This window comes from Streptomyces sp. NPDC013455 (assembly GCF_040632975.1).
GTDB lineage: Bacteria > Actinomycetota > Actinomycetes > Streptomycetales > Streptomycetaceae > Streptomyces.
Genome location: NZ_JBEYCX010000010.1, coordinates 145,895 through 172,032, shown reverse-complemented (window position 1 = coordinate 172,032; position 26,138 = coordinate 145,895). Strand labels below are relative to the sequence as shown.

General features: G+C 73.8%; 21 protein-coding genes. 7 read left to right on the top strand and 14 right to left on the bottom strand.

What is annotated here, in order from left to right:
- Position 1: 1 nt before the first annotated feature.
- Positions 2 to 1,372, top strand: a complete 1,371-nt coding sequence (locus ABZ576_RS18540) for an NlpC/P60 family protein (RefSeq protein WP_360741385.1) — start codon at positions 2 to 4, stop codon at positions 1,370 to 1,372.
- 16 nt (positions 1,373 to 1,388) lie between these two features.
- Here the strand turns inward: ABZ576_RS18540 and ABZ576_RS18535 are convergent, their stop codons facing one another.
- Positions 1,389 to 1,742 carry a hypothetical protein gene (locus ABZ576_RS18535; RefSeq protein ID WP_360741383.1) on the bottom strand — a complete coding sequence of 118 codons (354 nt, stop codon included), beginning with the start codon at positions 1,740 to 1,742 and terminating at the stop codon, positions 1,389 to 1,391.
- 413 nt (positions 1,743 to 2,155) lie between these two features.
- Here ABZ576_RS18535 and ABZ576_RS18530 point away from each other — a divergent pair, with 413 nt between their 5' ends.
- Positions 2,156 to 3,238: an NlpC/P60 family protein gene (locus tag ABZ576_RS18530; protein ID WP_360741381.1), complete on the top strand. Its 1,083-nt coding sequence runs from the start codon at positions 2,156 to 2,158 to the stop codon at positions 3,236 to 3,238.
- 75 nt (positions 3,239 to 3,313) lie between these two features.
- Here the strand turns inward: ABZ576_RS18530 and ABZ576_RS18525 are convergent, their stop codons facing one another.
- A complete protein-coding gene (locus ABZ576_RS18525) occupies positions 3,314 to 4,051 on the bottom strand; it encodes a response regulator transcription factor (RefSeq protein ID WP_360741379.1) in 738 nt (245 codons plus the stop codon).
- On the bottom strand, positions 4,048 to 5,337 hold the full coding sequence (locus ABZ576_RS18520; protein WP_360741377.1) for a PspC domain-containing protein: 1,290 nt from the start codon (positions 5,335 to 5,337) through the stop codon (positions 4,048 to 4,050). The genes ABZ576_RS18525 and ABZ576_RS18520 overlap by 4 nt, the downstream gene beginning before the upstream one ends.
- A gap of 220 nt (positions 5,338 to 5,557) precedes the next feature.
- On the opposite strand from ABZ576_RS18520, the gene ABZ576_RS18515 reads away from it, so the two are divergent.
- Positions 5,558 to 7,117 carry a PspC domain-containing protein gene (locus ABZ576_RS18515; RefSeq protein WP_360741375.1) on the top strand — a complete coding sequence of 520 codons (1,560 nt, stop codon included), beginning with the start codon at positions 5,558 to 5,560 and terminating at the stop codon, positions 7,115 to 7,117.
- A complete protein-coding gene (locus tag ABZ576_RS18510; RefSeq protein ID WP_360741373.1) occupies positions 7,104 to 7,319 on the top strand; it encodes a hypothetical protein in 216 nt (71 codons plus the stop codon). The genes ABZ576_RS18515 and ABZ576_RS18510 overlap by 14 nt, the downstream gene beginning before the upstream one ends.
- On the opposite strand, the gene ABZ576_RS18505 is transcribed toward ABZ576_RS18510, so the two are convergent.
- The 3 genes from ABZ576_RS18505 to ABZ576_RS18495 all read right to left on the bottom strand — a co-directional run bounded on the left by ABZ576_RS18505 (position 7,310) and on the right by ABZ576_RS18495 (position 10,432).
- Entirely contained in the window at positions 7,310 to 7,834 is a 525-nt protein-coding gene (locus ABZ576_RS18505) for a DoxX family protein (protein WP_360741371.1), read from the bottom strand. The genes ABZ576_RS18510 and ABZ576_RS18505 overlap by 10 nt on opposite strands.
- Before the next feature lie 228 nt (positions 7,835 to 8,062).
- Complete coding sequence (locus tag ABZ576_RS18500; protein WP_360741369.1) at positions 8,063 to 9,343, bottom strand: hypothetical protein; 1,281 nt, start codon at positions 9,341 to 9,343, stop codon at positions 8,063 to 8,065.
- 258 nt (positions 9,344 to 9,601) lie between these two features.
- Entirely contained in the window at positions 9,602 to 10,432 is an 831-nt protein-coding gene (locus tag ABZ576_RS18495; protein WP_360741367.1) for a class II aldolase/adducin family protein, read from the bottom strand.
- A gap of 139 nt (positions 10,433 to 10,571) precedes the next feature.
- Between ABZ576_RS18495 and ABZ576_RS18490 the strand changes: the two genes are divergently transcribed.
- Positions 10,572 to 11,033, top strand: a complete 462-nt coding sequence (locus ABZ576_RS18490) for a pyridoxamine 5'-phosphate oxidase family protein (protein ID WP_360741365.1) — start codon at positions 10,572 to 10,574, stop codon at positions 11,031 to 11,033.
- A 6-nt stretch (positions 11,034 to 11,039) separates the two neighbouring features.
- Here ABZ576_RS18490 and guaA read toward each other — a convergent pair whose 3' ends face one another.
- Positions 11,040 to 12,620, bottom strand: coding sequence for a glutamine-hydrolyzing GMP synthase (guaA, locus tag ABZ576_RS18485; protein WP_360741364.1), 1,581 nt, complete (start codon positions 12,618 to 12,620; stop codon positions 11,040 to 11,042).
- Between the two features lie 298 nt (positions 12,621 to 12,918).
- On the opposite strand from guaA, the gene ABZ576_RS18480 reads away from it, so the two are divergent.
- The gene (locus tag ABZ576_RS18480; protein ID WP_360741362.1) at positions 12,919 to 13,278 is read left to right on the top strand and encodes a chorismate mutase; all 360 of its coding nucleotides are present in this window, start codon (positions 12,919 to 12,921) and stop codon (positions 13,276 to 13,278) included.
- A 607-nt stretch (positions 13,279 to 13,885) separates the two neighbouring features.
- Here the strand turns inward: ABZ576_RS18480 and ABZ576_RS18475 are convergent.
- The 4 genes from ABZ576_RS18475 to ABZ576_RS18460 all read right to left on the bottom strand — a co-directional run bounded on the left by ABZ576_RS18475 (position 13,886) and on the right by ABZ576_RS18460 (position 19,558).
- Positions 13,886 to 15,691 (bottom strand): GMC family oxidoreductase, encoded by a 1,806-nt coding sequence (locus ABZ576_RS18475; RefSeq protein ID WP_360741360.1) that lies wholly within the window; start codon positions 15,689 to 15,691, stop codon positions 13,886 to 13,888.
- Between the two features lie 56 nt (positions 15,692 to 15,747).
- Complete coding sequence (locus ABZ576_RS18470; RefSeq protein ID WP_360741359.1) at positions 15,748 to 17,361, bottom strand: succinic semialdehyde dehydrogenase; 1,614 nt, start codon at positions 17,359 to 17,361, stop codon at positions 15,748 to 15,750.
- 126 nt (positions 17,362 to 17,487) lie between these two features.
- Complete coding sequence (locus tag ABZ576_RS18465; protein WP_360741357.1) at positions 17,488 to 18,600, bottom strand: protein kinase; 1,113 nt, start codon at positions 18,598 to 18,600, stop codon at positions 17,488 to 17,490.
- Positions 18,601 to 18,655: 55 nt separating this feature from the next.
- The gene (locus tag ABZ576_RS18460) at positions 18,656 to 19,558 is read right to left on the bottom strand and encodes an MBL fold metallo-hydrolase (RefSeq protein WP_360741355.1); all 903 of its coding nucleotides are present in this window, start codon (positions 19,556 to 19,558) and stop codon (positions 18,656 to 18,658) included.
- Positions 19,559 to 19,629: 71 nt separating this feature from the next.
- On the opposite strand from ABZ576_RS18460, the gene ABZ576_RS18455 reads away from it, so the two are divergent.
- Positions 19,630 to 20,541: an AraC family transcriptional regulator gene (locus ABZ576_RS18455; protein ID WP_360741353.1), complete on the top strand. Its 912-nt coding sequence runs from the start codon at positions 19,630 to 19,632 to the stop codon at positions 20,539 to 20,541.
- Here the strand turns inward: ABZ576_RS18455 and ABZ576_RS18450 are convergent.
- The 3 genes from ABZ576_RS18450 to ABZ576_RS18440 all read right to left on the bottom strand — a co-directional run bounded on the left by ABZ576_RS18450 (position 20,528) and on the right by ABZ576_RS18440 (position 26,035).
- A complete protein-coding gene (locus tag ABZ576_RS18450) occupies positions 20,528 to 22,198 on the bottom strand; it encodes a serine/threonine-protein kinase (protein ID WP_360741351.1) in 1,671 nt (556 codons plus the stop codon). The two genes, ABZ576_RS18455 and ABZ576_RS18450, sit on opposite strands and share 14 nt — an antisense overlap.
- A gap of 54 nt (positions 22,199 to 22,252) precedes the next feature.
- Entirely contained in the window at positions 22,253 to 23,956 is a 1,704-nt protein-coding gene (locus ABZ576_RS18445; protein ID WP_360741349.1) for a serine/threonine-protein kinase, read from the bottom strand.
- Between the two features lie 198 nt (positions 23,957 to 24,154).
- On the bottom strand, positions 24,155 to 26,035 hold the full coding sequence (locus ABZ576_RS18440) for a protein kinase (RefSeq protein ID WP_360741347.1): 1,881 nt from the start codon (positions 26,033 to 26,035) through the stop codon (positions 24,155 to 24,157).
- Between the last annotated feature and the right edge of the window lie 103 nt (positions 26,036 to 26,138).

The window sequence follows — 26,138 nt, the reverse complement described above, 5'->3', positions numbered from 1 at the left end:
CTTGGCGTCGCACCGCAAGCCGCGCCCCGGCGGTACTCAGACAGCGGGCATCCGCACCCCCGCCCTCGCCACCGCCGCGCTCACCTCCGTGGCCATGCTCTCCCAGAGCTCCGAGGCCACCTACGCGGCCGGTCACGGCAAGCCGAGCGCCGAGGAGGTCGAGCGGAAGATCGACGACCTCTACCGCCGGGCGGAGTCGGGGGCCGGGACATCCGGCACGGGCAAGGAACGAATCGTCCGGGGCGACCGGGCGGAGCGCGCCGGGTGGACCGAGCGAGCGGAGCGCACCGGGAAAGCCGAGCGCACCGGGGGGACCGGGCGGGAGGAACCGGCCGAGGCCCCGCGGCGACGCGCGGACAGTCTCCAGCGGCTCCGCGACGAGGTCGCCCGGCGCGCGGCCAGGACCCGCGCCCTTCCCGCACAGCGCGGCACCACCCCCGGCGACAGGACCCCGGGCGACAGGACCCCGGCCCAGCGCGGCGCGGCCCCGGCCCAGCGCGGCGCGGCCCCGGCCCGGCACGGGGCCGCCCCGGACTCCGCCGTGGCGGGCACCGCCGTCGCAAGCACCGCCGTCGCAAGCACCGCCGTGGCGGGCAGCCGGGCCGAGGTTCCTGCGAGCGGCCCGAAGGCGGCCAAGGCGGCCGTGCAGAAGAAGCTCGCCCACGCGCGCGTGCTGGTGTCACGGCGGACCACCCGGGCGACGCCGCCGACCGGCCACATGTCGCAGCCGGCCGACCAGGCGCCGCAGGGGCCCGACCACGTGTCGCGGGGGCCCGCCCAGGTGCCACAGCGGACCGGGCAGGTGCCGCAGTGGACCGGGCAGGTGTCGCAGCGGACCGGGCAGGGCATCGCCACGCCGCCCATGCCGTCCAGGCCACCCGTGCCGTCCGTGCCGCCGGCCTCGTCCGCGCCGTCCGTGTCCCCTGCCTCGCCCGCGCCGTCCGTGCCGCCCGCCTCGTCCGCGCCGTCCGTGTCCCCTGCCTCGCCTGCGCCGTCCGTGCCGTCCGGTGGGCACGCGACCAAGGCCAGGGAGGCCGTCGCCTTCGCGCGCGCCCAGCTCGGCAAGCCGTGCGTGTGGGGCGCCGCCGGTCCCGGGTCCTATGACTGCTCGGGCCTCACCCAGGCGGCCTGGAAGTCCGCCGGCGTCACCCTGCCGCGCACCGCGCGCGAACAGGCCGCCGCCGGCACCCCGGTCCCGCCGGCCGAGGCCCGCCCCGGCGACCTCGTGTTCTTCGACGACGTGAGCCATGTCGGACTCTGCACGGGCGACGGCATGATGGTCCACGCCCCGAGGCCGGGTGACTACGTCCGCGAGGAGCCGGTCTCCGGCGTCGGCCGGCCGGCCGTCCACAGCGTGGTCCGGCCGGGGTGACCCGGAGCGCCGGGGATCAGGTCCACAGGACGGCGATGAAGACGTTGGCGGTGGTCAGCAGGCCGACCAGCCCGAAGAGGCCCTTGTCGACCCGTTCCTCGTCGCGCTTGACGTAGACCAGGCCGAGGATCACGATCAGCAGCGCCAGCTTCACGCCGATCTTGATGTTGTTCACGTGCTGGTCGTCGGCCTGGTTGAGACCGACCAGGGCCACGCCGGTGACCAGCATGGTGAGAGCGCCGTGCAGCATCCCGGGCACGAACCGGGCGGTGCCCTGGCCCATCGCCTTCATCTGGGTGAGGAAACCGCCGAGCAGTGCGGCGATGCCGACGATGTGCAGGCCGACGAAGAGATGGATGAGTACGTCCATGGGGCCGGAGCCTAGCCAGGGCGCTCCGGCCCTCCCGCGACCGGGCCCTCCGACGGCCGTGCGGTGCTTGCATATATGCGCTCCATAGCATCCCTCGGTCACCGCGTGTGCACTTCCCGGACTTCGGTCACTACGCTGCGTAAAGATTGCGACTCCGCCCCGCCGGCTCGGTCACATGCGGTCACATATGGGTCCGTCAAGGCCAGTTCCGTACAGGGCGTTACCCACTTGTCACGGTACGTCCTAGCCTCCTCGCCCAGGTGACCGGCTCCCCACCGCCGCCCGACCAGGGAGGCAGTCGGCCACCACCTCCGAGAGAGGCCCGGCGGCGGCCCGGTCCCCCTGTGCGGGCCGCCGCCGGGCGCACCGACCCCTCGGTCGTACGAGTCGTACGGAAGGACGTGACGGTCCAGGTGGCAACGCACCGCAAGCCCGGACAACGCTCGCTCAGCGGCCATACGGCCCGCACGGCCGCGACACTCGCCCTGGCGGGCGCGGCCACCGCGACGGGCTTCGACGGGACGGGACACGCCGAGCCACAGCTGACGCCGGCGCAGGTGAAGGCCAAGGTGAGCACGTTGTACCGGGAGGCCGAGGCCGCCACCGAGAAGTACAACGGGGCGAAGGAGAAGGCCGACGCGGCCCAGCGCCGGCTGGCCGCCCTCCAGGAGGAGACCGCCCGCGAGCAGGAGAAGCTCAACTCTGCCCGGGAGGAGCTGGGTTCCATGGCCGCGGCGCAGTACCGGGAGGGCGGCATCGACCAGGCCTGGCGGCTGGCCCTCTCCAGCGACCCCGACCGGTACCTGGACGGCGCCGCGTTCGCCGAGCGGGCCGGGGACCGGCAGGCGATGGCGGTGTCGGGGGTCCGCGAGCAGCTGCGGGAGATCGAGCGGTTGCGCGGTGCCGCGCGCGTCGAGCTGACGTCGCTGCGGTCACGGCAGGCGGAGCTGAGACGGCAGAAGAGGACCGTCACCGGCAAGCTGGACGAGGCCCGGCGGCTGCTCGCCCGGCTGCCCCCTCGGCAGCGCACCGGGGTCATCGGTGCGGGTGGCACGGGCGAACGCGTCTCCCGGTCGGCGGCGGACCCGCGGCAGCCGCTGAGGCCGGCGGAACCGGCCGGAGCCTCCGCTCCCGCTCCCGCCCCCTCCGGACGCGCGGCGGCGGCCGTCACCTACGCCTACGACAAGCTCGGCAGCCCCTATGTGTGGGGCGCCACCGGCCCCAACGCCTTCGACTGCTCGGGCCTGGTGCAGGCCGCCTACCGCTCCGCGGGCATCTCCCTGCCGCGCACCACCTACGCCCAGATCAACGCGGGCCGACGGGTCTCCCGCTCCGAACTCCAGCCGGGCGACCTGGTCTTCTTCTACTCCGGGATCAGTCACGTCGGCATCTATGTGGGCGACGGCCGGATGATCCACGCCCCCAACCCGTCCGCGGCGGTCCGCCTGGCCCCGGTCGACGAGATGCCGTTCGCGGGGGCGACGAGGGTGGCCTGAGGACCGACTGGGCAGCTCGGGGTGAGGACGAGGGGCGTGCCGGGCGGGGGCCGGGCGGGGACGGGTCCGTGGGGATCAGACCAGCCGGCGCGCGGTCGCCCAGCGGGTCAGCTCGTGCCGGTTGGACAGCTGGAGCTTGCGCAGCACCGCCGAGACGTGGGACTCGACCGTCTTCACCGAGATGAACAGCTGCTTGGCGATCTCCTTGTAGGCATAGCCACGGGCGATCAGACGCAGCACCTCGCGTTCCCGCTGGGTGAGGCGGTCCAGGTCCTCGTCCACCGGCGGGGCGTCGGTCGAGGCGAAGGCGTCCAGGACGAACCCGGCCAGCCGCGGGGAGAAGACGGCGTCGCCCTCCTGGACGCGGAAGATCGAGTCGATCAGATCGGTGCCGGTGATGGTCTTGGTGACGTAGCCGCGGGCGCCGCCCCGGATGACCCCGATGACGTCCTCGGCCGCGTCCGACACGGACAGCGCCAGGAAGCGGACGGGCCGCTCGGTGTCCGCCGACAACGCGGCGCACCGGCGCAGCACCTCCACCCCGCCGCCGCCCGGCAGGTGGACGTCGAGGAGCACCACCTCGGGCCGGGTCGCGGTGATGACGGCGACCGCCTGGTCGACGTCCGCGGCCTCGCCGACCACCTCGACCCCGGTCTCGGCGGTCTGGCCGATCTCGGCCTGCACGCCGGTGCGGAACATCCGGTGGTCGTCCACGAGCACCACCCGTACGTGCCGGCCACCCGCGCCGCCGTCGCCGGACCGGTCCCCCTCCGCCGCTCCCGCCGTGCCGTTCGCCTCGCTCGTGTCGCTCATGACGTCCTCTCCGCCCTCTCCATCTCCAGCTCGACCTCGGTGCCGCCGCCGGGCACCGCCCGCAGCCGGGCCGTGCCGCCGTTGCGTTCCATGCGGCCGATGATCGATTCTCTGACGCCCATGCGGTCGGCGGGTATCGCCTCGAGGTCGAACCCGGGACCGCGGTCGCGCACGGATACGAAGACCGTCTTTCCCTCGACTTCGGCATAGACCTGCACGGCACCCCCCTCGCCACCGTACTTGGCGGCGTTCACCATCGCCTCGCGCGCGGCCTGCATCTGCGCGGTGGTCCTCTCGTCCAGCGGGCAGTCGCCGACGACCACGACCTCGATCGGGACGCCGTGCTTGTCCTCCACCTCGGCGGCGCTGCGCCGCACCGCCTCGGCGACCGTGTCCGGCTCGTCGGCCTCGTCCTTGCCGGTGCCCTCCGGCTTGTACAGCCAGGTACGCAGGTCGCGCTCCTGGGCCCGGGCGAGGCGGCGCACCTCGCTCGCGTTGTCGGCGTTGCGCTGGATCAGGGTGAGGGTGTGCAGCACCGAGTCGTGGACATGGGCGGCGACCTCCGCGCGTTCCTGGGCGCGGATGCGCATCAGCCGCTCCTCGGACAGGTCCTGGGTCATACGGACCAGATAGGGGCCGGCGAGCAGGGTGATGCCGACGAGGACGGCGAGCGCGGCCTGGAGGACCGCGCCGAGATGGGCGGCCGAACCCTGGAGCCAGAAGATCGCGGAGACACCGGCCGTGACGAGCAGGACACCGCCGGCCGCGCGCAGCAGGGTCAGGGTGCGGCGCCGGCGTCCGGCCTCGACCCAGCGGGCCCGGCGGGCGTTGTCCGCCTGGCGCCACACGAGGGCGACGCCGGCCGCGACGAGCACGGCGGGCACCAGGTACGCCTTGGTCGCGCTGCCCAGGTCGACGCTGCCGACGAAGACCATGGACACGATGACCATGAACAGCAGTGCGACGATCTGGCCGCGGTCGGGCTTGCGGGCCACCAGTCTGCGGCGGCCGTCCGGCGAGGTCTCCGTGCCCACCAGCGACGGCTTCTGGTCGCCGACGCCGCCGACGCCGAGCGGGACGAAGAACCAGAACGCGGCGTACAGCAGCGCTCCGAGCCCGTCGGCCATGAACAGGCCGGCAAAGGCGAGCCGCACCCAGACGACGGGCAGCCCGAGATGCCCGGCGAGGCCCCGCGCCACTCCGCCGAGCCAGCGTCCGTCGCTGCTGCGGTAGAGCTTGCGCGGCGGCCGCGGGTCGTCGAGTGGCAGGCTTGCGGCCTCCGGCATGCCAACGATGGTCACACGGCCGGCGGGCCGGGCATCAGGGTCGGGCCCCGAGACGCCCCTGATCTTCCGTGGGGGACGGCCGGGGCGGGCCGACCGGCGGGCGGACGGCGGCGGTCCGAGCCGCTCGAACGCTTCCCCGCCCCGTCTCAGGGCCGATTTCAGGGTTGGCCCAGGGTCGTCCCGACTGCCACGGCGGCGGCCGGGACGTCACCATGGACGCATGACGGATCACGAGCACGCCGCGACGGGTCCGGGACCCGGCCCCGGCCCGCGCCCGGCCCCGGGCACCGGGCCGACGGATGCCGCGCCCGCCGCGACGGAGGGGACGGACGCCGCCGGCACCGGCGCCGGCCACACCCGCTTCCACGCCCACGCCCATGCCCACGCCGCTTCGCACACCTCGACGCACGCCCACACCGGCACACACACCCACACCGGCACACACGCCCACTCCCGGGCCGGCACCCGGTCCCCCGCGGACGAGCCGGAGCGGCGGGAGGACCAGGAAGCCCCCGGCCCGTTCCGGCGCGACCGCCGGCACAAGATGATCGCGGGCGTGTGCGCGGGGCTCGGCCGGCAGACCGACATGGACCCGGTGATCTTCCGGATCACGCTGGCCGTGCTGTCCGCGACCGGCGGGCTGGGCCTCATCTTCTACGGCTTCGCCTGGCTCCTGGTGCCGTACGAGGACGAGGAGGAGAACGAGGTCCGCAAGCTGTTCACGGGCCGGGTCGACGGCCATGCGCTGGCCGCCGTGCTGTTCGCGCTGGTCGGCTGCGGGATCTTCCTGACGATGCTGAGGAACGGCGGGGTGCTGGCGTTCGCCACCGTGCTCTCGCTGCTGCTCGCGGGCGCCGGGTACTGGTCACGGCACCGTGGCGCCCCGGACGCCGACCCGCTGACCGCGCAGGCCGCCGCCGACGCCCCGCCGGAGGCCCAGGCGCCGCCGGTCGTCACCACCTACCCCTCCTGGTGGCGGGACCCGATCGTCAAGGACGGCACCCATGTCGGCGGCACCGGCTATCTCTGGGGGCCCGGCGACGCCCGCGAGCGGGACCTCACCTCGGTCGTGGACGTCAGGATCACCCACCCCTGGCCGCACCAGGGCTCCATACCCCCGCCGCACCCCGTGCCCCCGAGACCGCGCGGCCCACGCTGGATCGGCGGCTGGGTGTTCCTGCTGGCCCTGCTGGCGGGCGGCCTGGGCACCGGGCTCGGCTGGCACACCCACCCGCTGGGCACCGCCCTCCAGACCGGCCTGGCGTGCGCGCTGGTGGTGCTCGGGCTGGGCATCACGCTCAGCGCCTTCCTCGGCCGGACCGGGGCCGGGACGGTGTTCCTGGCGCTGGTCACGGCGGCCCTCCTGGCGGGCGCGGCGGCCCTGCCCCGGGACATCACCACCCACTGGCGCGATGTGTCCTGGAAGCCCGCCGCGACGGCGCAGGTGCGTTCCGCGTACGACCTCGGCACCGGGCGGGGCACCCTGGATCTCACCCGGGTGCATCCCGCCGGGGGCCAGACGGTCGCCACGGACGCCCGGGTCGGTGCGGGGCGGTTGAAGGTGGTCCTGCCGGCGGACGCGACCGTGCGGTTGCGCATCGATGTGGGGGTGGGCGATATCCGTCTGCCCGGGGACGACGGGAAGGACGTGGACGTGCAGCCCGGCAGGCATCAGGACGTGACGCTGGCCCCGGCCGAGGGTGCCGGGAAGTCCGGCACGCTGGACCTCACGCTCGGCGTCGGAGTGGGACAGGTGGAGGTCAGCCGTGCTGCGTCATGAGTTCCAGCCGGGGAAGCTGGTCGCCGGGCTCTTCCTCACCGTCACCGGCGCGCTCTACGCGGGGGACGCGGGCGGTCTGTGGGAGACCCCGTGGTTCCTGGTCCCCCCGCTCGTCGTGGGCGGGCTCTGCCTGGCCGGTGCCACGGCCCTGCTGACCCGGGGGATACGCAGACGGCGTGGCGCCGAGAGCGGTCAGCGGTAGCCGCCGGGCCACCGCCGGGCCCGCCAGGCGGCGTCCAGGGAGAGGTAGGGGGTGCCGGCGAGGACCAGGGGGAGCCAGGCCATCAGATAGGCGAGGTCGTTGCCGTAGTAGTACGGGGTGGTCGCCCAGCTCATCGTCAGCCAGAGGCTGAGCGAGATCAGCGCGCCGCCGAGGGCGGCCGTCCGGCCGAGCAGACCGAGCAGGGTGGCGACGCCGACGGCCAGTTCACCGAGGGCGATGGCGTAGCCGAAGCCGACCGGGTTCTCCAGGGCCAGGTCGATCAGGGCCGGGACGGCGGCGGAGCCGCGGGCCGCCCGCATGGTGTCGCCGATCGAACCGGCACCGGCGGACTGCATGAAGGCGCCGTCGGTGAGCTTGTCCAAGCCGGCGTAGGCGAAGGTCACACCGAGGAAGACGCGCAGCGGCAGCAGGGCGTAGTGGCCGGCGGTGTCCCGCCAGGTGCGGGGGCTGTCCAGCCCGGTGGTGCGGGTGTCCGTCCGCATGTCGTGAGTCATCGCTGCCAGCCGCCTCTCGCCCGCCGTGCCACTCCTCACCGGACGATACGTATGACAAAGGGGGGCCGTTCAATCCTCTTCCGGAACATGTTCCGCATTTCGGGTCCCCGTACAAGCGGCGGCACCGGCCGGAACCGGGCCGGGATCCGCCGCACGGGGTGCGTCGGTGCCGCCCGCGGCGCCTTCTCGGTCATCGGCCGGACGTTGTCGCGTCGTGTCGCCGGTCGTTCACTCCGTCACCGTGACGACGCACCGGTTGGTGGCCACCCCGGCCGCCGTCACCACCTGCACCTCCACCGAGCCCGGCTCCACCTCGACCGGCACGGGGACGGTGAGGGCGTTGTCGGTGGGGTTGCGGAAACCGCCGGTGACGGGGACCAGGGGGACGTGGACGTCGACCGTGCCGATGCGGACGACCATGCGGGAGAGGCGGTCGGCGGTGTGGGCACCGGGCGGGACGAAGCCGCTGCCGCGGATCTCGATGTCGTCGCCGGTGCGGATCGGGCCGTCGAGGTCGCCGGGCTCGCGGGCGCGGACCACCGAGAGGATCACCGGCCGGCCGCCCTCGGCGTACTTGCCGGCCAGATAGGTCGCGGCCGAGATCAGCACGATGACGCCCAGGCCCCAGGGCAGGTCGGGCAGCCGGTCGGGGCGGCGGGCCAGCCGGACGGCGGCGAACAGCAGGGCGACGGCGTTGACGGCGACGTACTGGATGTCGGTGAAGGCGCCCCGCCCGGAGTCGTCGGTGAGCAGGTCGGCGGCGCGCGGGCGGTGGGCCGGCACCTTCTGCAGCCGCTGGGCGAGGACGCGCACCCCCACCACCCTGCGGACCAGGACGGCGATGCCGCACACCACGGCGAGGACGGTCACCACGCCCGCGCCGCGCGCCAGGCCCAGGCCGGCGATCAGCGCGTCGCGGTCGGCGTGGCCGGAGGCGGCGGCCAGGCGGGCGGCCAGCAGCAGGACGGCATAGCCGACGAACAGCACCCAGCAGGCGGCGACGGTACGGGAGGTGGAGATGCGGTTGTCCTCGCCGATCAACGGGGCGAGCGCTCCGCCGCGCGCCCGGTGCAGGACACTGGCGGCGGTCAGCGCGCCGGCGACGACGAGCGCGGCGAGCAGGGCCGCGGTGCGGGCGCCGGTCCAGCCCGCGCCGATCGCGGTGAGCGCCTCGCCGAGCAGCAGTACGACGATCGCGCCCCCTACCGTGTACACGGTCCGCAGCCAGAGCCGGGCGAGCCACACCGTGCCCTCGGCCCGGCCCTGTTCGGCCACGGCCTCGGCCCGCTGGGTCAGCTGTTCGGAGACCCACTGGCGGGACGCCGAGGCCGAGTGCGCCACGGCCGTCGGCAGCCCCACGCCGGCGGCGAACTCGTCGCGCCGGCGCAGGAACGCGGCGACGGCCCGCCGGTGTCCCTCCCGGGCTCCGTGCGGACAGTCCCCGCAGGTGCAGCCGCCTTCGTGGACGCCCCGGGCACCCGTGTCGCCTCTCGCCTCCTGCACCGCCACGCCCGACGCCCGCCTTCCCCACGGCCCGCCGGCCCGGCCGCGGTATCCGCGGCGTGCGGGACGGCCCGGCAACTCCCCTGCGATGAAAGCGCATTGTGCCCTACCTCAAGCCCCTCGGGGCGACCGGACCCGACCCTCGCGGGTGAATCCGGGAACGCCGTGTTGACCGGCCTGGTGGGGCGTCCGTTCGGCCGAGGACGTCCGGTGGGACGGGACCTGGCCTTCGGCGGCAGCGCGATCCGGAGGGACACCCCGGCCTCAAGGGTTCCGGCCGGGCAGGCCGGCCGCGGGAGTTCCGCTGAGCAGGTCCGGTTCGCTGCGGCTGATGTCCTGCCACAGGGGCTGGTAGTTGATCCAGGCCACCAGGTCGCCACCGAGCTGTTCGCGGGTGGCGACGGCAAGCTTGTGGTCGATGAGCACCGGGCGGCCCGCCGCCTTGGCGAGCAGCTGCACCTGGCAGGAGCGTTCCAGGGAGAGGAACCACCAGGCCGCCGCGTCCACCGAGTCGCCGACGGTGAGCAGCCCGTGGTTGCGCAGGACGAGGGCCTTGCGGGAGCCCAGCGCCCTCGCGATCCGGCGTCCCTCGTCGGCGTCGACGGTGACGCCGGTGTAGGCGTCGTACAGGGCGAGGTCCTCGTAGAAGGCGCAGCTCTCCTGGGTGATGGGGTCGATGAGGTCGCCGAGGGCGGCGAGGGCGCGGCCGTGCACGGAGTGGCAGTGGGCGACGGCGACGACGTCGGGCCGGGCGGCGTGCACCTGGACGTGCACGGTGAACGCGGCCTGGTTGACGTGGTAGCGGCCCTCGACGACCTGGCCGTCCTTGTTGGCGAGGACGAGATCGCCGACGGTGACGTGCTTGAAGGGCATGCCGAACGGGTTGACCCAGAAGCAGTCGCTGAACTCCGGGTCGCGGGCGGTGATGTGCCCGGAGACCCCGTCCTCGAACCCGGCTCGCCCGAAGATCCGCAGAGCACCGGCGAGCCGCTCCTTGCGGTGCCGGCGCTCGTCCTCGACCGACTCGTGCATCGGCGGCATGGCGAACCGCAGCTGGTCGGTGGGCAGCGGCAGGGGCGGGGTGGGCCCGTGCATAGATCCTCCAGCGTGGGGATTGCTGTACGAGCCGGAAGTTACCGCCGGCCGGCGCGAAAGGGCAGAGCCGTTCCGTAAAGATGACGTTCGCGGTGAATACCCGACAGAGGTTGTCGGGTTGAGCGGCGAGACTGCGCGCATGAACTGGGCATTCTTCACCTCGGACGCACCCGGACTCGCAGCCTTCGCCGAGGAGCGCTTCGGCGCCCACCGGCACCACGTCCTGGCGACCCTGCGGGCGGACGGCTCTCCCCGCACCAGCGGCCTGGAGGTCCGTTTCCTCGGCGGCGAGCTGTGGCTCGGCATGATGCGGGGTTCCCGCAAGGCGCTCGACCTGCTGCGCGACCCCCGCTTCGCCCTCCAGGCCCATCCGGCTGCCGACATGGGCGCCGGGGACGTGCGGATCGGCGGGCGGGCCATCGAGGTCGGGGACGGGGACGCCAAGGCCGCGTACGTGAAAGAGGTGGAACCGCCGCAGCCGTTCCACCTCTTCCGCACCGAGCTGACGGAGGTCGTACGGACCTACGTCGAGGACGACACGTATCTGGTCACCCAGGTCTGGAAGCCCGGAGAGCCGGTGCGCACTCTCAAGCGGACCTAGCGGGGACTACTCCCACTCGATGGTGCCCGGGGGCTTCGAGGTCACGTCGAGGACGACGCGGTTGACGTCACGGACCTCGTTGGTGATGCGGGTCGAGATGCGGGCGAGGACGTCGTACGGCAGCCGGGACCAGTCGGCGGTCATGGCGTCCTCGGAGGAGACCGGGCGCAGGACGATCGGGTGGCCGTAGGTGCGGCCGTCGCCCTGGACGCCCACGCTGCGGACGTCGGCGAGCAGGACCACCGGGCACTGCCAGATGTCGCGGTCCAGGCCGGCCGCGGTCAGCTCCTCGCGGGCGATGGCGTCGGCCTCGCGCAGCAGGTCGAGCCGCTCCTTGGTGACCTCGCCGACGATGCGGATGCCGAGGCCGGGGCCGGGGAAGGGCTGGCGCTGGACGATCTCCTCCGGCAGGCCCAGCTCCTGGCCGACCATGCGGACCTCGTCCTTGAACAGCTTGCGCAGCGGCTCGATCAGCTTGAACTCGAGGTCCTCGGGCAGGCCGCCGACGTTGTGGTGCGACTTGATGTTCGCGGTGCCGGTGCCGCCACCGGACTCGACCACGTCCGGGTAGAGGGTGCCCTGGACCAGGAACTCCACGGCCGGGCCCTCGTCGGCGATGATCTCGGCCTGCGCCTGCTCGAAGACGCGGATGAACTCACGGCCGATGATCTTGCGCTTCTCCTCGGGGTCGGAGACCCCCTTGAGGGCGGTGAGGAAGCGCTCCTCGGCGTCGACGACCTTCAGCTGGACGCCGGTGGCCGCGACGAAGTCCTTCTCGACCTGCTCGGTCTCGCCCTTGCGCATCAGGCCGTGGTCGACGTAGACGCAGGTCAGCTGGGAGCCGATGGCCTTCTGGACGAGGGCGGCGGCCACGGCGGAGTCCACACCGCCGGACAGGCCGCAGATCGCGCGCTTGTCGCCGACCAGCCGGCGGATGGCCTCGACCTGCTCGTCGATCACGTTGCCGGTGGTCCAGTTCGGCTCCAGACCGGCACCGCGGTACAGGAAGTGCTCCAGCACCTGCTGGCCGTGCGTGGAGTGCATGACCTCGGGGTGGTACTGGACGCCGTAGAGCTTCTTGTCGTCGTTCTCGAAGGCGGCGACCGGGACGACGTCCGTGGACGCGGTGACCGTGAAGCCGTCGGGGGCGGCGGAGCAGGCGTCACCGTGCGACATCCACACATGCTGCTCGTCCGGGGTGCCCTCGAAGAGGGTGGAGGAGTTCCGGGAGACGTGCAGGTCGGTACGGCCGTACTCGCGCGCCCCGGTGTTGTCGACGGTGCCGCCGAGGGCCTGCGCCATCAGCTGGAAGCCGTAGCACATACCGAAGACGGGAACGCCGCTCTCGAAGATCGCGCGGTCGAGGGTGGGTGCGCCCTCCTCGTACACGGACGAGGGGCCTCCGGAGAGGATGATCGCCGCGGGCTTCTTGGCGAGGATCTCCTGGACCGGCATGGTGCTCGGCACGATCTCGCTGTAGACCCGCGCCTCGCGGACGCGACGGGCGATGAGCTGGGCGTACTGCGCGCCGAAGTCGACGACCAGGACGGTGTCGGGGGTGGCGGCAGCGGGAGTCGCTGATGACACGGGGTGCCTTGCCTTCCGGCGGTGGGGCGGGGGTCTGTGTTTCCGATTCTAGCCGGGTGGGCGCGCGGGGCTTCCCGGTCGGCCGGTCGGCCGGGAATACGCCATGGCATACTGACCGCATGCTCACGCAGACGACCCGCTTCTTTACCTATGGCATCCGGCCCGCCGGCTGCCATGGTCGTGCTTGAGCAAACCGCCAAGCGACTTCCCAGGCGCCCCGGGCCGACAAGGCCCGGGGCGCCTGTCGTTTTCCCGGGTCGTGCCGTGACCGGAGCGCTCTTCCGCCGAGGAGCCCGACATGACCACCACCGCACCGGCCATCGCGCCGACCGCACCGGAAGCACCGACCGCACCCATCGCACCCATCGCAGCGACCGCACTGAGCACACCGAGCACACCGAGCACACCGACCGCACCGGAAGCGGCCATCGCCGACGCCCGGGAGCGCATCGACACGCTCGACGACCGGATCATCGGCCTCATCCAGGAACGGATGGCCGTCTCCGCCGTCATCCAGCAGACCCGGATCGCCTCCGGCGGACGGCGGGTGCACCTTTCCCGCGAGATGGAGATCCTCGCCCGCTACCGCGATGCCCTCGGCAAGCCGGGCACCGGCCTCGCCATGACCCTGCTGGAGCTGTGCCGGGGTCGCATCTGAGTTCGGTCCCGCTCTCACCCGTACGGCGCGTGACCGGCCCGCGCACCGCTTCGTTGAGGGGGGTGTCCGTGCCAGCCAGGGGCGGGCCCGAGAGAACCACGCGTGGCTCGCTGGAGCGATGAGGCGTACGGGTCGTGCCGTACGCCGTGGGACCTCGCTCCAGGTAAGTGACCGGACGGCAGGGGACAGCAGCCCGGTCACCCAAGAGAACGGCCGGCTCCGGGGACGCCCGGGGCCGGCCGGCGGAAAACTGCACACAGGTCACAGGGCACATCAACAGGCGGCGCAACCCCCCGGCGCCGCTTCCGGGCACCGGCGCTGCCCTGACGCCGGTGCCGGCCGATCGAAGGGCCTCGCGGCCTCTCCGTCCCGCGGGGCCCTTCGGCGTGCCCGGCCGCACACCCGGCAATGTGACTCAGATCACACTTAAACCCCGGACATCCGGAGCAACCCTTCTCGCTTTTCGCTGATCAAACCTGCCGGATCAAGAAGCGACGAGAGGGACCTGCCTTCGGAGGGGGATGCAGGTCCCTCTTGTTCCGTCACGGCCGCCGTCCGAGCGCTCCCACGACCCCGGCCGCGGGGACGTCGCGGCCGTAGGGCGCGGTCACTTCTTCGGTGGTACCGCCGGCATGCCCAGGAACGGCAGCCGCAGGGCGCCGAACGCCTCCGCCGGGACCACCGGAGCCTGCGGCTCCACCGGCTTCAGCCGCTCGTACGCCGCACCCGGCGCCGGCCGCGGATCCTCCTCGCCCTTGTTCGGCCAGAACGACATCGCCCGCTCGGCCTGGGCGGTGATGGTCAGCGACGGGTTCACGCCCAGGTTCGCCGAGACCGCGGCGCCGTCCACGACCGAGATGCCGGGATGCCCGTGGAGCCGGTGGTACGGGTCGATCACCCCCGTCTCCGGGGAGTCGCCGATTGGGCAGCCGCCGAGGAAGTGCGCGGTGAGCGGGGTGCCCATCAGCTCCCCGACGTTGCTGCCGGCGAAGCCGTTGATCTCGGCGGCGAGCGCGGAGGCGGCCTCGGTCGCGGCCCTGATCTGCTTGGGGTTCGGCGAGCCGTGCCCCTGCCGGGCGGTGAGCAGGCCCTTGCCGACGCCGCCGGGCTTGAGATACGTGGTCAGGGAGTTGTCCAGGGACTGCATGACCAGACCGATGATGGTCCGCTCCGACCAGCGCCGGTTGGACAGCGAGCGGGCGACCAGCAGCGGGTGCCGGGCCGCGTTCGCCAGCCAGGCGAGCACGCGGGAGGAGCCCTCCGCGTACGGCACCTGGAGGATCGACAGGCCGCCCATCGAGTTGGAGCCCTTGCCGTAGCGGACGGACTCGATGTGGGTGTTCTCGTCCGGGTGGATCGAGGAGGTGATGGCGACGCCCCTGGTGAAGTCGGCCTTCGGCGCGCCGGTCGCCCTGCGGTAGCGGCGGTTGTCGGTCTGCGCGCCGACCAGCGCCTCGGAGTTGGTGCGGGTGAGGTCGCCGAGCCGGGCGGACAGGTACGGCAACTGGCGGCCCGCCTTCATCCGGTGCAGCAGCGTCTGGGTGCCGTAGGTGCCGGCGGCGAGGACGACCCTGCGGGCGGTGAAGGTCCGGCCCTCGCCCTTCTTCTTCCGGTCCGTCGGCAGGGTGGCGAGCGCGTAGCCGCCGCGGGAGTCGTCCGTGACGGACACGACCGTGGTCATCGGGTGGACCACCGCGCCCGCCTTCTCGGCCAGGTACAGGTAGTTCTCGTTGAGGGTGTTCTTCGCGCCGTGCCGGCAGCCGGTCATGCACTCGCCGCACTCGGTGCAGGCGGTGCGCGCCGGGCCGGCGCCGCCGAAGTAGGGGTCGGCCACCTGCTCGCCGGGCCGGGCCTTCGCCTTGCCGTCGGCGTCCTGGCCGTCGCCGAAGAAGACGCCCACCGGGGCGAGGTGGAAGGTGTCCCCGACGCCCATCCGCTGGGCCGCCGCCTTCAGATGGACGTCGGACGGGGTCATGGTGGGGTTGAGCCGTACGCCGAGCATGCGCCGGGCCTGGTCGTAGTACGGCTTCAGCTCCTCCTGCCAGTCGGTGATGTGCCGCCACTGGGGGTCGTCGAAGAACGCCTTCGGCGGAACGTAGAGGGTGTTGGCGTAGTTGAGCGAGCCGCCGCCGACGCCCGCGCCGGCCAGCACCATGACGTTGCCCAGCAGGTGGATGCGCTGGATGCCGAACATGCCGAGCCTGGGCGCCCAGAGGTAGTTCTTCAGGTCCCAGGAGTTCTTCGGGAGGGTGGCGCGGGTGAAGCGGCGGCCGGCCTCCAGGACACCGACCCGGTACCCCTTCTCGGTCAGGCGGAGGGCCGACACCGAGCCACCGAAACCCGAACCGACGACGATGACGTCGTAGTCGTACCCGTCCTCGTCCCGGGTCTGGACAGACTTCTCCTGCGACACGTGCTCTCCTCGTCGAGAACGGGGGTTACCAGGGTTTCCAGTGGTTTCCGGGGGGCCTAGCGGAACCGGAAGGCCTTCATCAGGCGCAGGCTCGTGCTCATGAACGCGGCGTACTTCTCGTCCGTCATGCCCAGCGAGGGTGCCATCGGCAGCAGGCGCTGCTGGGACACCGTCTGGGCCTCGGTGTACTTGAGGATGCCCTCGGATCCGTGGCGGCGGCCGAGGCCGGAGTCCTTCATGCCGCCCATCGGGGACTGGACGCTGCCGTAGGCCGGTGCGTAGCCCTCGTTGACGTTGACCGTGCCGGTGCGCAGGCGGGCGGCGATCTCCAGGCCGCGGCGGGTGTTCGTCGTCCAGACCGAGGCGTTCAGTCCGTACGGCGTGCCGTTGGTGCGGTCCACCGCCTCGTCGTCGGTGCGGAAGCGGTAGACCGAGACGACCGGGCCGAAGGTCTCCTCCTCGCAGACGGCCATGGGGGTCTCGACGCCGTCCAGGATGGTGGGTTCGAAGAAGTAGGGGCCGATGTCGGGGCGGGCCACCCCGCCCGCGATCACCTTCGCGCCCTTGTCGACGGCATCGCGCACGTGCCGTTCGACGGTCGTCAGCTGGCGTTCGCCGACCAGTGAGCCCATGTCGGCGCCGTAGGCGAGGGAGTTGCCGAGCCGCATGGCCCGGGTACGGGCGGCGAAGCGCTCCAGGAAGGCGTCGGCCACGGACTCGTGGACGTACAGGCGCTCGATGGAGATGCACAGTTGGCCGGCCGAGGAGAAGCAGGCGCGTACCGCTCCGGCGGCGGCCTTCTCGATGTCGGCGTCGTCCAGCACCAGCATGGCGTTCTTGCCGCCGAGTTCGAGGGAGACGCCCACCAGGCGGGAGGCGGCGCCGACGGCGACCTCGCGGCCGGTGCGGGTGGAGCCGGTGAAGGAGACGTAGTCGGCGTGCTTGACCAGCTCGGGGCCGACGACCGGTCCCTCGCCGAGGACGACCTGGAAGACGCCGTCGGGCAGGCCGGCCTCGACGAGGAGGTCACGCGCCCAGAGCGCGGTCAGGCAGGTCTCCGTGTCGGGCTTCATCACCACCGCGTTGCCGGCGACGAAGGCGGGCAGGGCGTCGCCGACCGACAGCTCCAGCGGGTAGTTCCAGGGGGCGATCTGGCCCACGACCCCGCGCGGGTGGCGGAGTTCGAGCGTCCTGGTGAGGGCCGGCACGGCACCGGCGTGCCGCTTGGGCCGCAGGTACGCGGAGGCGCGGCGGCCGTAGTGCCGGGCGGCGACGGCGACGGCCTGCACCTCCTCGTGCGCGTGCAGACGGGCCTTGCCGGTCTCCAGCTGGATCAGGTCGAGGATCTCGGCCTGCCGCTCCAGCAGCAGGTCGTGGAAGCGGAGCAGGACGGCGGCCCGCTGCCGGACCGGGGTCTTCGCCCACACCGCCTGTGCGGCGCGGGCCGCCTCGAAGGCCCGGTGCACGTCCTCCGGGGTGGACTCGGGCAGGTCGGCCAGTTTCTCGCCGGTGAAGGGGGTGTGGTTGGCGGTACGTCCGGAACCGACGACGCCCTTGGTGAGCTGGGCCACCAACTCCGGGGTGACCACGTCGGCGGCGGTGCGGACGCCTTCGGGGGCGGGCGCGAGCGGGTTGGTACCGGCGATGTCCGGGGCCTGCGTGTCCGTCATGAGGCGCAGGGTATGCCGGAGCGGGGGCTTTGTGTACCCGTCGGTAACGCGGATTCACGGAGCGCTCACACGCTGCCAGTGATCACTGGCAGAGAATGCGCTGATCAGGGCGTTGCCGGGCCGCGGTCAGTCGATCCCGGGTTTTCTCGCGAGCAGCAGCCCGAGGGCGCCGAGCGGGGAGCGCCGACGGGCGTCGGGGGCGGGCCGGGGCACGGGCGCGGCGCCGGACTCCGACGGCTCGGACGACCCCGACGGCTCCGACGGCTCCGACGGCTCCAGCGATTCCGACGGCTCCGGTGACGTCGGTGACTCCGGTCCCGTCTGTCTCGCACGCCCCGTGTGCTCCGTCGGCTCCCCCGCCCCTGTCGGCCCTGTCAGCCCTGTCGGCCCTGTCGGCCCTGTCGGCACGGCTGATCCCGTCGGCTCCCCCGCCCCCGCCGCCCCCGGTACGGCCGTGAGCCCGAGGAAGTCGCGGAGTACGGCGGTGACCTCGTCCGCGTCGGGCCGGGCCGCCGGCTCGTCGGCGCGCAGCCGCTCCAGCAGCGACCCCAGCGGGTCCGGCGGATCCGGCATGCTCAGCCGGCCCGACGGGCTCGCCGGGCCGGCGTCCGCGTCCCCCAGCGCGGTGCGCAGCAGGGCGCCCAGGGACCACAGGTCGGAGGCGGGGCCGGCCCCGGGCCCCGCCGCCCGCTCGGGCGCGACGAAACCGGCGGGCGCGTCCCTGGCGTGCCCGTCGCCGATGCCGAAGTCGGTGACGACGACCCGCCCGGTGCCGGACTCCAGCAGCACGTTGGCCGGTTTGACGTCCCGGTGCACGATGCCGACGGCGTGCGCGGCGCGCAGCGCGCCCAGCACGGCGAGCCCGATGCGCGCGGCCTCGGCGGGCGGCAGCGGCCCGCGCCGCAGCACCTCGCGCAGCGACTCGCCCGCCACCAGTTCCATGACGATCCAGGGGACGTCGGCCTCGGTGACGACGTCGTGCACGGTGACGGCCGAGGGGTGCCGCACCAGGGTGGCGGCCCGGGCCTCGTGGTGCAGCCGGCGCGCGATGCGCCGGCTCTCCTCGTCGGTGGCCGGATCGCCGGGCAGCAGCGGCTCCTTGACGGCGACCAGCCCTCCCTCCTGTTCGTCCCGGGCACGCCACACGGTCCCGGCCGGTCCGGAGCCCAGGCGTCCGGTCAGCCGGTAACGACCGCCGATCAGACGTGCGTCGGGCGGGTGTTCGCCGTCTTCGGTCATGCCTCATGAGTACCGTGTGCACCAGGCCGTTGTCGAAGCGGGCGGGCGGGGAACGTCACCCCGCCCACCGGTGCAGGCTGAAACCGTTCGGCGCCCCGCGCACCTCCACCGCCCCGGCACCGCCGAAGTGGGCCGGCACCACCAACGCGCGCTCCTGCGCCGCCCGTTCCAGCACCCGCCGTCGGGTGCGGGCCGCCTGTGCCGGGTCGAGGCAGAAGCAGCTGCTGCACTCGGGCCGGAGGATCTGGACCGGGCTGTGCAGCAGGTCGCCGACGAACACCGCGCGTTCACCGCGGGACTCCACGCGCAGCACCGCGGAGCCCGGGGTGTGCCCGGGGGCGGCCTCCAGCACCAGGTGCTCGTCGATCCGGTGGGTGTCCTCCCACGTCACCGCCTGACCGGCCCGGTGCACGGGCGCCACGCTGTCCTCGTAGACCAGCCGGTCCACCGGGCGGGCGCCACCCCCGTAGCCGCCCGCCGGGCCGAAGTGGTGGTCGTCGGCGGCCGGGAGGAGATAGCGCGCGCCGGGGAAGGCCGGAACCCACTCGCCGCCGGCGTCCCGGGTGTTCCAGCCGACGTGGTCGGCGTGGAGGTGGGTGTTGATCACGACGTCGACGTCCTCCGGGCGGACGCCCGCCCGCTCCAGGCGGCCCGGGAAGTCGCCCTGCCGCCGGTGGAAGAACGGATCGCCGAGGCGTTCCCGGTCGTCGCCGACACCGGTGTCGACCAGCACGGTCCGTCCGCCGCTCCGCAGCACCCAGGTCTGCAGCGCCACCACGGCCCGGTCGCCGCCGGCCTCCCGGTGGTCGGGGACGAGCTCCGCCGCGTGGGCGTCCCACACCTCGGGCCCGCACCCGGGCACCAGGTCGGCGGCGGGCACGTACGGCCCCTGCCACTCGACGATGCGGAGCACCTCGACGTCGCCGATCGAGAAGCGTTGTACTCGGTCATCGGTCATACCGATGACACTAGGAGCCCGTGGTGAGCGTCCCAATGCGTGAACGGCGCATGCGCATACGCTGTCGTCTCATGGATGTGGTCAGCGATGCGATCGCCGCGGTCCGGGTCGGCAGCCCCTCCTCCCACCGGCTGCGGGTGGCCGGCGCCTGGTCCGCCCGGCTGTCGCCGTACGAGGGCGCGGGCTTCCACGTCGTACTGAGCGGCTCCTGCCTGCTCGTGCCGGACGGGGGCGGGGCGTCCGTGGCGCTGGGTCCGGGTGACGTGGTGCTGCTGCCGCACGGCGCCGGGCACGTACTGGCGCACGCGGCCGCGGAGCCGGCCGAGGTGCGGCGGGCGGTGCCCTTCGAGGAGGCGCGGAGCACGGACGTACGGGGTCCGGGGTCCGGCCCCGAGGTGGAGCTGCTGTGCGGCAAGTACCGGCTCGACCGCAGCCGTACGCATCCGCTGATGGCGGAGCTGCCGCAGGTCGTGCACCTGCCGCACCGGGTCGGCGGTCACCCGGAACTGCGGGCGGCGGTCGACCTGTTGGCGCGCGAGCTGGCCGGGCGCCGGCCGGGCGGCTGCCTCGCCCTGCCGAGCCTGCTGGACCTGCTGCTGGTCTACCTGGTCCGGGCGTGGATGGCCGAGGCGGCGACGGGCGCCTGGCCGGCGGTGCTGAACGACCCGGTGACGACGGCCGCCCTGCGCGCCCTGCACACCGATCCGGCGGCCCCGTGGACCGCCGGCCGGTTGGCGGCCGAGGCGGGCGTCTCCCGGGCCACCCTGGCCCGCCGCTTCACCACGCTGGTCGGCCGGCCCCCCATGGCGTACCTGACCTGGTGGCGGCTGACCCTGGCGGCGACCCGGCTGCGCGAGACGGACGCGCCGCTCGCGGCGGTGGCGCGGGAGACGGGGTACGGCAGCCCGTACGCCCTCTCGCACGCCTTCAGCCGGGAGTTCGGGATCACGCCGGGCCGCTACCGCGCTCTCAGGGCTTCGTGATCTCCAGGTCGGCGATCGCCCGTTCGGCCACCTCCCGGCCGCGGGCGGTGAAGTCGCCCTCGGCCGGGTAGCCGACGGCCAGTTGGTACATGTCGCCGGCGGTGCTGCGGTAGTAGAAGACGCGCAGTTCGCGGGGCCGTTCGACCTCGTCGTCGCCGGGGTGGGTGACCGTGTTCCCGGCCGCCTGCCGGCCGTGGTAGGTGGCCTCCGCGTCCGGGACCGTCTTCACGGCCTTGGCCATGCCGAGGCCGTAGTCGCCCTGGCTCTTGAACTTCTCGTTGTCGTCGTACATCTGGGCCCGCGCGCTGGACTTGATCCGGCCCAGGGAGTCCTCCGCCTTGCGGTCCAGGTGCAGCCGGATCCAGATGCCGCCGCTCGCGTCCGCGTACGTCACCCAGTTCTTGTCGCTGTCGTCCTCGTCGGGCCGGGTCACCTGGTAGCCCGCGGGGACGGTGAGCGTGGCGCCGAGCCCGCTCTCCGGCTTCGCCGCCCAGTCGCCGCGCGGCGGGTCCGCGAAGGGATCGGCGAGGACGACGCCGGCGGTGACGGCCGCCGCGACCACCGCGGCGCCGGCGCCGAGCCGCACCGCACGGCCCCTGCGGCGGGGCCGGGAGCCCGACGCGGTGGCGGCCGCGGCCGTGGGGGCGGGGGGCGCCGGGGGCGCCGGGGGTCTGGCCGCCTCCGCCAGCAGGGCGCGGACCCGGTCCGCCGGCGGGCGGTGCGCGGGGTCCTTCTGGAGCAGCCCGTTGACGACCTCGGCCAGCGGGCCGGAGACCGACGCGGGCGCGGCCGGGGTGGTGTTGAGGACGGACTGGAGGGTGGCCGGCGTGTTGCTGCGGCGGAACGGCGACACGCCCTCCGTGGCCGTGTACAGCACCACACCCAACGACCACAGGTCGCTCGCCGGGCCCGGCCGCTGCCCGAGCACCCGCTCCGGCGCGATGAACTCAGGCGAGCCCACGAATCCGCCGGTGTCCGTCAGCCGCGGGTCGCCCTCGATGTGCGCGATACCGAAGTCCGTGAGCACCACCCGGTCGTGCCGGCCCAGCAGGATGTTGTCGGGCTTGACGTCCCGGTGCAGGACGCCCGCCGCGTGCGCCGCCTCCAGCGCGCCGAGCACGGCCAAGCCGATCCGGGCCGCCTCCCGCGCGTCCAGCGTGCCGTCCCGCAGCACACCGCCGAGGGTAGGGCCGTGCACCAGCTCCATCACGATCCACGGCCGGCCGTCGACCACCGCGACGTCGTACACGTGCACCACCGCGGGGTGGTCGAGTCGGGCCGCCGCGCGGGCCTCGCGGCGCATCCGCTCGAAGGCGTTGGCCTGTTCCCGCTCGGGAAGGTGCTCCGGCAGGCGGGGCTCCTTGACGGCGACCTCACGGTCCATCATCTCGTCCTTGGCCCGCCACACGGTGCCCATGCCGCCGTGGCCCAGCTTGCCCAGCAGCCGGTACCGGCCCGCGACGAGCCGGCCGGTGCCCGGGACGGCGGCGGCCGGGTCGCCGGTGCCCGGGACGGCGGCGGCCGGGTCGCCGGTGCCCGGGACGGCGGCGGCCGCCCCGGCCGGCGCCGGCTGCGGACCGGAGCGCGGCCTGGGCGGTTGCAGAACAAAACTCGTCGTGTCGTCGACCGTGCGGCCGACTCCCCCGTCACTGCTCATGCGTCCCTGTCTATCGTGCCCCCGGCGCCCACAGCCACAGGGGGAGCGAACCGGTCACACACCCGTGACCAGGAACGTGTCGATCGCCACGTCGAAGTACTCCCGCGCCTCCCGCACCTTCCCGACCGGCGCCGACACCCACACGTCGTACAGCAGCCCGTTCTCCTCCCAGCTCAGGTCGAAGGTGTGGCGGGGGCCTTCCGCCGGGCTGTAGCCGTCCCAGGTGAACTCCCAGAGCGCGGCCGGGTGTCCGTCGTGCGTGGTCGGGGCGACGCGGCCGTCACGGTAACCGGGGTTGGTGGACGGCCCGGCGGCGGCCGCGCGGTTCATCACGCCCTCGGGTCCGCCCTCCTCCGGCTCGCCGACCCTGATGCCGAGGCGGAAGGTCTGTCCCGGCGAGAGGTAGAAGACGCGCTGGCCCTGCGGGCTGCGGGTGAAGTTCTCCGGTACGGCGAGGGAGAAGCCGGCCGGGTCCCTGGCCGTGCGGTAACCGGAGGGAGCGGCGGGCGGGGCGGCGGCGGTGGACGTCGGTGCCGGTGCCGGCCGGGTGCCGGTCGGGGTGGGCGACGGGACCGTGCCGCCCGTGCCGGTCCGGGTCGCCGGCGACGTCGCCGTACTGCCCGGCCGTCCGCCGCCCCCGTCCCCGTCCCGGTGCAGCAGCAGCGCCGCCGCCGACACACCGGCTCCGGCCAGCGCGGCGACGAGCAGGGCCGCCACGAGCAGTCCGCGCGGGGAGGAACGGAACGGGGCCGGTCCGGCCGGTGCCCGGGGGGCCGGGACGGGCGGCGGAGGGCCGTAGGGCAGGTCGAGTTCGGTCGGCGAGTAGGGCGTCGGGGCCTTGGGGGCGCGGCTGCCGCCGATCCGGTGGATGAGCCCGCCGACGTGCGATCCCGGTGCACCGTGGCCGTCCGGCGTGTCCGGCGTCCGGCCGGTCTCCAGGTACGTGCGCAGCATCCGCTCGGCCTCCGCCGCGCCCAGCCGCCGGTCCGGATCGCGCTCCAGCAGGCCCCGTACGACGGGCAGCAGCGGATCGGCCTGGGCCGGCGGACGGATCTCGTCGGCGACGACGGCGTGCAGGATGCCGCCGAGCGAGTCGCGCCGGAACGGCGACTCGCCGCTGAGCGCCGTGCACAGCAGCGCGCCCAGCGACCACAGGTCCGACTCCGGCCCGGTGCGCAGCCCGGACATCCGCTCCGGCGCGGTGTACTCGGGCGAGCCGACGAAGGAGCCGGTCTCGGTGAGCGTGGTGGCACCCTCGACCTGCGCGATGCCGAAGTCGGTGAGGACGACCCGCTCGGTGCCCTCCTCGATCAGGACGTTCGCGGGCTTGATGTCCCGGTGCAGCACCCCGGCCTCGTGCGCGGTGCGCACCGCGCTCAGCAGGGCGATGCCCATGCGGGCGGCCTCGACGGAGTCGACCGGGCCCTGCCGGTCGATCCGTTCCGCGAGCGAGCCGCCGTCGATCAGCTCCATGATGAGATACGGCCGCTCGTCCTGCTCCACCACGTCGTGCACGACGATGATGTGCGGATGCCGCAACTGGCAGACCGCGCGGGCCTCGCGGAACGTGCGGTCCCGGCGGCGGCGCGCGTCGTCGTCCGGGAGCGAGTCGTCCGGCAGCAGTTCCTTGACCGCCACCCGGCGGCCCAGCACCTGGTCGCTCGCCCGCCACACGACGCCCATGCCGCCGCGCCCGATGCGTTCCTCCAGGCGGTAACGGCCCGCGATCAGCCGGAATTCGGCTCCCTCGGTCCCCATGAGCCCCATCATGCCGCACGGGGTGCCCCGCCTCCGGGGCGCTGCCCGGCCAAGACACACCGCGCAGCCTGCCATTTTCGGCCGACCTCGGCCGCCGCCCGGGCCGTCGCGGGCACCCGTCCGGGCCGTCGCGAACACCCGTCCGAGCCGTCGCGGGCACATGTCCGAGCCGTCGCGGGCACCTGTCCGGGCCGGGGGTCAGCCCCCGTCCGGCTGCCGCCAGCTGCGCAGCACCCAGGTGAACCGCTTGCTGGTCGTCGGCCAGTCCTCGGCCGGCGAGGACATGTAGATGACGTACTCGGTGCCCTGGCGCGAGAAGTACGTCTCCTCGACCGCGCGGCGCGGCCCGGGCACGTAGGGCGGGTCCTTCTTCAGCGCGGTCCAGGTGTACTCCCACCGCGCGCCCTTGCGGTCGCGGTAGATGTTCTCCTTCATCGTGACGCGCCGGTAGTCGACCAGCCGCTGGAGCTGCTGTTCCAGGTCCTCCTGGTGGGAGAGGGGGTCGGCGAAGTCGGGTGAGCCGTCGATGGCGATGCGGACGAAGTGTCTGCCGCCGTCGGGCGAGTAGTCGATCTGCCGGAGGCCGTCCTGGTCGCTGTAGACCGTGCGTTTCCAGCCCTCGGGCAGGGAGAGGCTGAAGCCCAGCGGGTCGCGGTACGTCTTCCACCCGGCCGGGATCGTGCCCTCGGCGCCGTCCGTGCCGGTGCCGGTGCCGGTGCCGGTGGGCGTCGGGGCCGTGCTCGTACCGCCGCCCGATCCGCCGTCCTGGCCGCCCAGTTGCTGGATCCCCACCGCCCCGGCCCCGCCGAGCAGCGCCGCCACGGCGACGACCAGCGCGAGGGTGCGCAGCCGGCGCCGGGGACGGGCGGGTGCCGGCCCACCGGCCGCGAAGGCGCCGGCGGCCGACGCCACCGCCGTGGGTCCGGTGCCGGAACGGCCCGCCGTGGGTCCGGTGGGGTAACCGGGGGAACCGTGACCGGAGGCGGCCGGTCCGGAGCCGGGGCCGGAGGGCGCGGATCCGGGACCGTGAACCGGTACGGCGGATCCGGTTCCGTGCACCGGCGTGGCGGAACCGGAGCCGTGGCCGCGCACGGTGGACGCGGAGCCGTGGGCGGCACCGGCGGGCGCAGGGCCGTAACCCGTGCCCGGGGCCGTGTCGTCGTGCCCGGGTGCGCCCGGCACCCGGCCCGCGCGCACGCCGGAGCTCTCAACCGCGCGCACGCCGGAGCTCTGGGTCGGGACGAACGCTTGTGCCGTGCGCGGCCGGCGGCCCTCGGCCGCCTCGGCGAGCATGTGCTCGGCCTCCTCCACGCTCGGCCGCTGGGCCGGATCCTTGCGCAGCAGCGCGGCGACGACCGGTCCGAGCGGGCCGGCGTGGCGCGGCTCGTCCGCCTCCTCCTCGACGACCGCCTGCATGGTGCTCAGCGGGGACGTGCGCCGGAACGGCGAACGGCCCTCGACGGCCGTGTACAGCGTGGCGCCCAGACCCCACAGGTCGGAGGACGGACCCGGATCGTGGCCGCGGACCCGCTCGGGGGCCAGGTAGTCGACCGAGCCGACGACCTCCCCGGTGCGGGTGATGGTCGTGTCGCCCTCGATCTGGGCGATGCCGAAGTCGGTGAGCAGCACCCGGCCGTCCCGGGCCAGCAGCACGTTGCCCGGTTTGACGTCCCGGTGCAGCACGCCGGCCAAGTGCGCGGCGCGCAGCGCCCGCAGCACCCACAGACCGATCCGCGCGGCCTCCGCCGGCTCGATCCGGCCCTGCTCCTTCACCGCGTCGGCCAGCGAGTTGCCCTCGACCAGCTCCATCACGATCCACGGCCGGCCGTCGTGCTCCAGCACGTCGTGCACGGTGACGACGGCGGAGTGGTTGATGCGGGCGGCGGCCCGCGCCTCGGCCCGGGTGCGGGCGAGCAGAATGGCCTGGTCGCTGTCGGAGACGTAGAGCGAGGCGGTCAACTCCTTGACGGCGACCTTCCGGTGCAGCACCTCGTCGTGGGCGCGCCACACCCGGCCCATGCCGCCGCTGCCGATGGAATCGGCAAGCCGGTAGCGGCCCGCTATGAGCAGGCCCTGCATCTGATTCACGTTGCCCCGCAATGCTCTTGACAGGGCCAGACTAGGGACCGGCCTGCCGTCAGGGAACAAGCGGGGTGCCAAGGAAACCGCACTGTGACGATGG

What these genes read in the sequence shown, in the direction of transcription:
- ABZ576_RS18495 (WP_360741367.1), bottom strand. Translation starts at nt 10,432, where the DNA reads ATGCACGGGCCCACCCCGCCCCTGCCGCTGCCCACCGACCAGCTGCGG.
- ABZ576_RS18465 (WP_360741357.1), bottom strand. Translation starts at nt 18,600, where the DNA reads ATGACCGAAGACGGCGAACACCCGCCCGACGCACGTCTGATCGGCGGT.
- ABZ576_RS18445 (WP_360741349.1), bottom strand. Translation starts at nt 23,956, where the DNA reads ATGGGGACCGAGGGAGCCGAATTCCGGCTGATCGCGGGCCGTTACCGC.
- ABZ576_RS18490 (WP_360741365.1), top strand. Translation starts at nt 10,572, where the DNA reads ATGAACTGGGCATTCTTCACCTCGGACGCACCCGGACTCGCAGCCTTC.
- ABZ576_RS18440 (WP_360741347.1), bottom strand. Translation starts at nt 26,035, where the DNA reads ATGCAGGGCCTGCTCATAGCGGGCCGCTACCGGCTTGCCGATTCCATC.
- ABZ576_RS18460 (WP_360741355.1), bottom strand. Translation starts at nt 19,558, where the DNA reads ATGACCGATGACCGAGTACAACGCTTCTCGATCGGCGACGTCGAGGTG.
- ABZ576_RS18515 (WP_360741375.1), top strand. Translation starts at nt 5,558, where the DNA reads ATGACGGATCACGAGCACGCCGCGACGGGTCCGGGACCCGGCCCCGGC.
- ABZ576_RS18450 (WP_360741351.1), bottom strand. Translation starts at nt 22,198, where the DNA reads ATGAGCAGTGACGGGGGAGTCGGCCGCACGGTCGACGACACGACGAGT.
- ABZ576_RS18525 (WP_360741379.1), bottom strand. Translation starts at nt 4,051, where the DNA reads ATGAGCGACACGAGCGAGGCGAACGGCACGGCGGGAGCGGCGGAGGGG.
- ABZ576_RS18535 (WP_360741383.1), bottom strand. Translation starts at nt 1,742, where the DNA reads ATGGACGTACTCATCCATCTCTTCGTCGGCCTGCACATCGTCGGCATC.
- ABZ576_RS18480 (WP_360741362.1), top strand. Translation starts at nt 12,919, where the DNA reads ATGACCACCACCGCACCGGCCATCGCGCCGACCGCACCGGAAGCACCG.
- ABZ576_RS18505 (WP_360741371.1), bottom strand. Translation starts at nt 7,834, where the DNA reads ATGACTCACGACATGCGGACGGACACCCGCACCACCGGGCTGGACAGC.
- ABZ576_RS18455 (WP_360741353.1), top strand. Translation starts at nt 19,630, where the DNA reads ATGGATGTGGTCAGCGATGCGATCGCCGCGGTCCGGGTCGGCAGCCCC.
- ABZ576_RS18470 (WP_360741359.1), bottom strand. Translation starts at nt 17,361, where the DNA reads ATGACGGACACGCAGGCCCCGGACATCGCCGGTACCAACCCGCTCGCG.
- ABZ576_RS18520 (WP_360741377.1), bottom strand. Translation starts at nt 5,337, where the DNA reads ATGCCGGAGGCCGCAAGCCTGCCACTCGACGACCCGCGGCCGCCGCGC.